Origin of the sequence: Streptomyces sp. (genome assembly GCF_035563135.1) — a bacterium.
Lineage (GTDB): Bacteria > Actinomycetota > Actinomycetes > Streptomycetales > Streptomycetaceae > Streptomyces.
Genome location: NZ_DATMVN010000773.1, coordinates 1 through 6,272, shown reverse-complemented (window position 1 = coordinate 6,272; position 6,272 = coordinate 1). Strand labels below are relative to the sequence as shown.

The following is a 6,272-nucleotide window of genomic DNA, read 5'->3' as shown; positions in this document are numbered from 1 at the left end:
GGAAGGCCGAGGGCGGGCGTGCCCGGAGCCCGGCGCGCCCGCCCGGCCGCTCAGCCTTGAGCACCCAGCGCGTCGGAGACCAGGGCGCGGGCCTCGTCCTGGACCTCGGCCAGGTGTCCGGCCCCCTGGAAGCTTTCCGCGTACACCTTGTAGACGTCCTCCGTGCCGGACGGGCGGGCCGCGAACCACGCGCTGTCGGTGCAGACCTTGAGCCCGCCGATGGCGGCGCCGTTGCCGGGCGCCTCGGTGAGCACGGCGGTGATCCGCTCACCGGCCAGGGTGTCCGCGGTGACCTGCTCCGGGGACAGCCTGGCCAGTACCGCCTTCTGCTCGCGGGTCGCCGGGGCGTCGACCCGCGCATAGGCCGGATCACCGAACCGGGTGGTGAGTTCGCCGTAGTGCTGGGAGGGGGTGGATCCGGTGACTGCCGTGATCTCCGAGGCGAGCAGGGCGAGCAGGATGCCGTCCTTGTCGGTGGTCCACACCGTGCCGTCGTGGCGCAGGAACGACGCCCCGGCCGACTCCTCGCCGCCGAACCCCAGGGTGCCGCCGAACAGCCCGTCGACGAACCACTTGAACCCCACCGGCACCTCCACCAGTTGCCGTCCGAGGTCTGCGGCGACCCGGTCGATCATGGAGGAGGAGACCAGGGTCTTGCCGATACCGGTTCCGGCCGGCCAGCCCTCGCGGTGGGAGAAGAGGTAGCGGATCGCCACGGCCAGATAGTGGTTGGGGTTCATCAGACCGCCGTCGGGCGTGACGATGCCGTGCCGGTCGGCGTCGGCGTCGTTCCCGGTGGCGATGGTGTACGCGTCGCGCCGCTCGATCAGGGAAGCCATGGCGTACGGCGAGGAGCAGTCCATCCGGATCTTCCCGTCCCAGTCCAGCGTCATGAAACGCCAGGTGGGGTCGGCGAGCGGATTGACCACCGTGAGGTCGAGCCGGTGGCGCTCCGCGATCCGCCCCCAGTACGCGACCGAGGCGCCGCCGAGGGGGTCGGCGCCGATCCGGACGCCTGCGTCGCGCACGGCGTCCAGGTCGAGGACGGCCGGGAGATCGTCGACGTACCCGGTCAGGAAGTCGTGCCGCCCGGTGGTGCCGGCGGCGAGCGCCCGGGCGTAGGGGATCCGCCGGACCTCCTTCAGGCCCCCCTCGATCAGGGCGTTGGCCCGGTCCTGGATCCAGGAGGTGGCGTCCGAGCCGGCCGGTCCGCCGTGCGGGGGGTTGTACTTGAACCCGCCGTCGGCGGGCGGGTTGTGCGAGGGCGTGACGACGATGCCGTCGGCGAGGCCGCCCGTGCGCCCCCGGTTGTACGTCAGGATCGCGTGCGAGACGGCCGGGGTGGGGGTGTAGCCGTCATCGCTGTCGATCAGGACGGTGGCGCCGTTGGCGGCCAGCACCTCCACGGCCGTGATCCGGGCGGGTTCGGACAGGGCGTGGGTGTCGGCGCCGAGGAACAGCGGCCCGTCGGTGCCCTGTCGCTGCCGGTAGTCGCAGATCGCCTGGGTGGTGGCGGCGATGTGATCCTCGTTGAACGCCGCCGCGAGCGCCGATCCGCGGTGGCCGGACGTCCCGAAGGCCACCCGCTGGCCGGGCTCGGCCGGGTCGGGGCGGACCGTGTAGTAGGCCGTCACCAGCCGCGCCACGTCCACCAGGTCTCCGGGCTGCGCCGGCTGACCGGCCCGTTCGTGAACCATCGCTTCTCCTCTGTCCTCATCGGCCGCTCGTGGACCGCCACGGGGCGGACGATCATCACGAGCTGTATCCGATACTGCCTCTTCGGCCGCTCTCCTCGGTACACGGCCCGGACGGCAGTACATCGGGCGAGCGGTTGATCACGGGGCCGTTCCGCGGAGGTCGGCCGGTTCGCGTGGAAAGCGTGACGGCCGCCGGCGGGGCCGAAGATGCCGTCCCGGAAGGCCGGCAACCGTGATCCGGGTGCTCAACCCGGCGCGAATTGCTGCGCATTGACAGCAAGCGCATGCGGGGCCGACGGGACACGCGCAGAGCTGTGCAGCACGGCCATCATGATGGCACGGTCCGAGCCGGGGCAGTCACATCCGTCTGACACGCCGCAGAATTCGGGAATCCGGTGACGGCCGGCCCTCCGAAGTCAATACACGTGGGCGAGTGCGCGAGTCATGCGTGTTTTCCCTGGCACGGTCTGTCACAGTGCATTTCGGTTTCACCCACTTGATCTCCGCCGCCATATTCCTTGCCGCCGGTGTTTACCCGAACCGGCTCTTCGGGGGCATGTGAAAGAGAGCCGCGTGTGCTGCACAAGAGTTGCTCCGACGAAGAACGACTGACGGTCCTCCACCTGGTCCAGCCGGTGGAGGGGGGAGTCGCACGGGTCGTGACCGACCTCGTCGCGGCACAGGTCCGGGCAGGACTGCGGACCGTCGTGGCCTGCCCGCCCGACGGGCCGCTGGCGGCCGGAGCGTCCACCGCCGGGGCCCGGGTGTGCGCCTGGCCCGCGGAGCGCGCCCCCGGACCCCGGCTGGGCCGGGAGGTCACCACAGCCGGCCGTCTGATCCGCGCGTGCGCTCCCGACGTGATCCACGCCCACAGCGCCAAGGCCGGGCTGGCCGGGCGCCTGGCCGTGCGCGGCCGGGTTCCGACGGTGTTCCAGCCGCACGCCTGGTCGTTCGAGGCCCTGGAGGGCAGGGCGGCCGGACTTGCCACGGCGTGGGAGCGGTTCGGGGCGCGGTGGAGCGACCGCATCATCTGCGTCAGCGAGTCCGAGCGCCGGACCGGGCAGCACGTGGGAATCGCGGCACACTGGTCGGTGATCCACAACGGCATCGACCTGGGCCGCTTCCAGCCTGTCCGCGGTGACGCCGCCGCTTCCGCCCGTGCCTCGCTTCCGCTGCCCGGCAGGGTCCCTGCCGAGGCCCCGCTCGTCGTGTGCGTCGGCCGTCTGAGCCGGCAGAAGGGCCAGGACGTGCTGCTGCGGGCCTGGCGGACGGCAGCGGTGGGCGGTGCGCGCCTGGTCCTGGTCGGCGACGGGCCGTACAGGGACGAGCTGCGGCGCGCCGCGCCGCCCGGCGTGCTCTTCACGGGGGCCAGCCCTGACGTGCGGCCCTGGGTCCAGGCGGCGGATCTCCTCGTTCTCCCTTCACGGTGGGAGGGGATGGCGCTGGCCCCCCTCGAAGCCATGGCCTGCGGCACCCCCGTCCTGCTGACCGATGTCGACGGGGCCAGGGAGAGCCTGCCGCCCGGGCACCTCCCCCACTGCCTCGTACCGCCGGAGGACCCCGCGGCGCTCGCGGCGGCGCTGTCCGCACTGCTGAGCGACCCGGCGCTGCGGGAGGAACTGGGCCGTACGGCGCTGAGCCGCACCCGGTCGCTCTTCGACGTGACGAGGACCGCGGGAGCGGTCCTGCGCCTCTACGAGGAACTTGTCGGCCAGTCCCGCCCCACGACGAGGAAGCTCACCGAGCGATGACCACGGACAGTGCACCTGCCTCCAGAGCCGCCCGGGCGACTGCCGCACGGCGGGCGGTCCCCGCGATCCGCCCACCGCGCAGCGGCAGGGAGGGCCCTCCGGCCCCACGGACCACCGCAGGTGTCACGCGAGGGCGGACCCCGGTGGCGCTCGTGGCCTCTGACGTGCTCTCGCTCGGGCTGGTCGTGGCACTGGCCGCCCCCGCCCCGTGGCCACCGGCCGCCGTCCTCCTGCAGGCGGCCGCCCAGGTGCTCCTGCACGCCCACCGGGGCCTCTACCGGTCCGGGCTCTCCCCGTCGGCCCTGGCGGAACTACCCGCTCTGGCCGGGCTGGCCGTGGTGCAGTGGTACGTCGTCGCCGAGGCGGTGTCCGCGTACGACCCGCGTCTCGCCGCGGGCTGGGCGGAGCTCGGATGCGCGGCCGGGCTCCAGGCGCTGGTGAGCTGCGGGGGACGCGCCGTCGTCCACCGGGCCCGGCTCTGGTCCGCCGGGCGCAATCCGCAGTCCACCCTGGTGGTCGGTGACGGTCCGGTCGCCGACCGGGTCCTCGCCGTGCTGCAGGAGCACCCGCGGTACGGGATGCGGCCGGTCGGGCGGGTGGTGGGCTCCGGTGCGGATGCGGGCAGGCCGGCGGCGGCGCTGCCCGTCCTCACGTCGGTGCAGGACGCCGGTCGGGCGGTCGTGCAGAACTCCGTGCGGCACGCCGTCTTCACGGTTCCGCCCGAGGCCGCGCCGGACGGGGCGGAACTCTTCGCGCTGTTCGCGCGGCACGGCTGCCGGGTGTGGCTGATCAGCCATCAGGGGACGGTCCCACAGGGGCGGCCCTCGCCCCGGCCGGACCACCTGTGGGGCTTCGCGGCCCACTCCCTGCACACCGGACCGCACCGTCCGGTGGCCCGCCGGGTGAAGCGGGCCATGGACGCCGTCCTGGCCACGGTCGCCCTGGTCGTGGTGTCCCCGGTGATGGCCGCCTGCGCACTCGCCGTGCGCGTGTGCGACGGCCCGGGAGTCATCTTCCGTCAGGAGCGGATCGGCGGGTACGGACGGCCGTTCGTCCTGTTGAAGTTCCGCACACTGCGCCCGGCCGACGCCCACGAGGCGGCCACCCGGTGGAACGTCTCGGCCGACCGGCGCATGAGCCGCGTCGGCAGGGTGCTGCGCAGGACGTCGTTCGATGAGCTGCCGCAGCTGTGGAACGTCGTACGCGGCGACATGAGCCTGGTCGGACCCCGCCCCGAACGTCCTTACTTCGTCCAGCAGTTCAGCCGGAAGCACCCCGGCTACCGGGCCCGGCACCGGATGCCGGTCGGTATCACGGGACTGGCCCAGGTGCACGGCCTGCGCGGTGACACCTCGATCGAGGACCGGGCCCGCTTCGACAACCGGTACATCGAGACCTGGTCGCTGTGGCAGGACATGTGCGTGCTGGCGCGCACGGCCGGTTCGGTGTTCCGGCTCGGAGGCAGCTGACCCGTGACGCTCACCGCAACCACGGCGTCCGCCGCACCGGCCGCACCGGAGAGGGCGCTCCCTCGCCGGTGGGTCCACCGGTGGCCGTTGCTGCCGTTGATCGCGACGGTCCTGCTCGTGGCCGTGCCGTCCGGCGGCGCGGTCACCGGGAGCGTGTCCGGGGTGCCCCCGGCCGATCTGCTCTCGGGTGCGGCCGTCCTCGTCTGCGCGGGCCGTCTGCTGTTCCTGCGGCGGCGTCCGCTCACACCGGCGGCGGCGGTCGTGCTGGGCCTGCCGGTCGTGGGCCTCGCCGTGGCCACGGTCACCGCCGCGGACCCGGTGGCCGCACTGCCGGGATCCGTGCGGTACCTGCAGGTCTTCGTCCTGGTGCCGGCCGCCGTCCTCCTGCTGGTGAGGGACGCACGGGGGTTCCGGGCCGTGGCGGGTGCGCTCGTCCTGCTGGCGGTCGTCCAGGGCGCGACGGGTGTCCATCAGTACGCCACCGGTTCCGGCGCCTCCTACAGGGGGGAGGACATCCGCGCGGTCGGCACGTTCGGCCCCGGCGATGTGATGGGGATGGCCACGGTCGTCGGCTACGGCCTGGTGGCGGCCGCCGCCTGCGCCCTCCGCACTCCCGCCGGCACACCTCGCCGGTTCAGGGCGTGGGCTCCCGTCACCGCCGCGCTGCTGGTCGTCCCGCTCACGCTGTCCTTCAGCCGGGGGGCCTGGATCGCGACGGCGGCCGGGGTCCTCGCCGTGCTCGCGCTGGCCGGGCTCCGGCGGGCCGTCCGCGCGCTGGCGGTGCTGGGCGCGGCCGGGATCGTCCTGGCCGGGGGTCTCGGCGTCGGGTCCGAGATGATCTCGCAGCGCCTGACCAGCATCACCGAGGTGACCAGCGCACCCGACCGGTCGGTCAACGACCGCTACACCATGTGGGCGGCCGCGGCGGCCATGTGGCGCGAGCGGCCCGCGACCGGTGTAGGTCTCAAGGGCTTCCCGGCGCACCGGGACGGGCACGCCTCGATCGGGCTGTCCGCCGGCAGTGACACGGCGGGGGCCGGGCAGGAGTTCCGCAAGCAGCCGCTGCTCTCCCCCCACAACATGTATCTGCTCGTACTCAGCGAGCAGGGACTCATCGGCTTCACGGCGCTGGCGGGTTCCTGGGCGGCGCTCCTGGTGGGCGCGGTGCGCCGGCTGGTGCTCGCACGGGCACGGGGGACCGCGGCCCTCGACTGCGGTCTCGCCGCCGTCGGGCTGATGACCTGGCAGGCGGTCGACTTCCTGTACGCGGACATCGGCGGCCCCTCCACCGTCCTGACCGGGATCGTGCTCGGCCTCGCCGCGTGGTGGGCGCTGGGCGAGCCGGAGGGGGCGAC

The 6,272-nt window shown here is 73.7% G+C and carries 4 protein-coding genes; 3 read left to right on the top strand and 1 reads right to left on the bottom strand.

The window, feature by feature from the left end; genetic code table 11:
• Window positions 1–50: 50 nt before the first annotated feature.
• The gene (gene pgm / locus VN520_RS34345; RefSeq protein WP_325750863.1) at window positions 51–1,697 is read right to left on the bottom strand and encodes a phosphoglucomutase (alpha-D-glucose-1,6-bisphosphate-dependent); all 1,647 of its coding nucleotides are present in this window, start codon (window positions 1,695–1,697) and stop codon (window positions 51–53) included.
• Between the two features lie 575 nt (window positions 1,698–2,272).
• Between pgm and VN520_RS34340 the strand changes: the two genes are divergently transcribed.
• The 3 genes from VN520_RS34340 to VN520_RS34330 form a co-directional block, all read left to right on the top strand.
• Window positions 2,273–3,448 carry a glycosyltransferase family 4 protein gene (locus tag VN520_RS34340; RefSeq protein ID WP_325750862.1) on the top strand — a complete coding sequence of 392 codons (1,176 nt, stop codon included), beginning with the start codon at window positions 2,273–2,275 and terminating at the stop codon, window positions 3,446–3,448.
• Complete coding sequence (locus VN520_RS34335; RefSeq protein ID WP_325750861.1) at window positions 3,445–4,917, top strand: sugar transferase; 1,473 nt, start codon at window positions 3,445–3,447, stop codon at window positions 4,915–4,917. Before VN520_RS34340 ends, VN520_RS34335 begins: the two co-directional genes overlap by 4 nt.
• Before the next feature lie 3 nt (window positions 4,918–4,920).
• On the top strand, window positions 4,921–6,272 hold a 1,352-nt coding region (locus VN520_RS34330), incomplete at its 3' end, for an O-antigen ligase family protein (protein WP_325750860.1).

Excerpts from the sequence above, each read along its gene's own strand:
- VN520_RS34335 (WP_325750861.1), top strand. The coding sequence starts at position 3,445 with ATGACCACGGACAGTGCACCTGCCTCCAGAGCCGCCCGGGCGACTGCC.
- pgm (WP_325750863.1), bottom strand. The coding sequence starts at position 1,697 with ATGGTTCACGAACGGGCCGGTCAGCCGGCGCAGCCCGGAGACCTGGTG.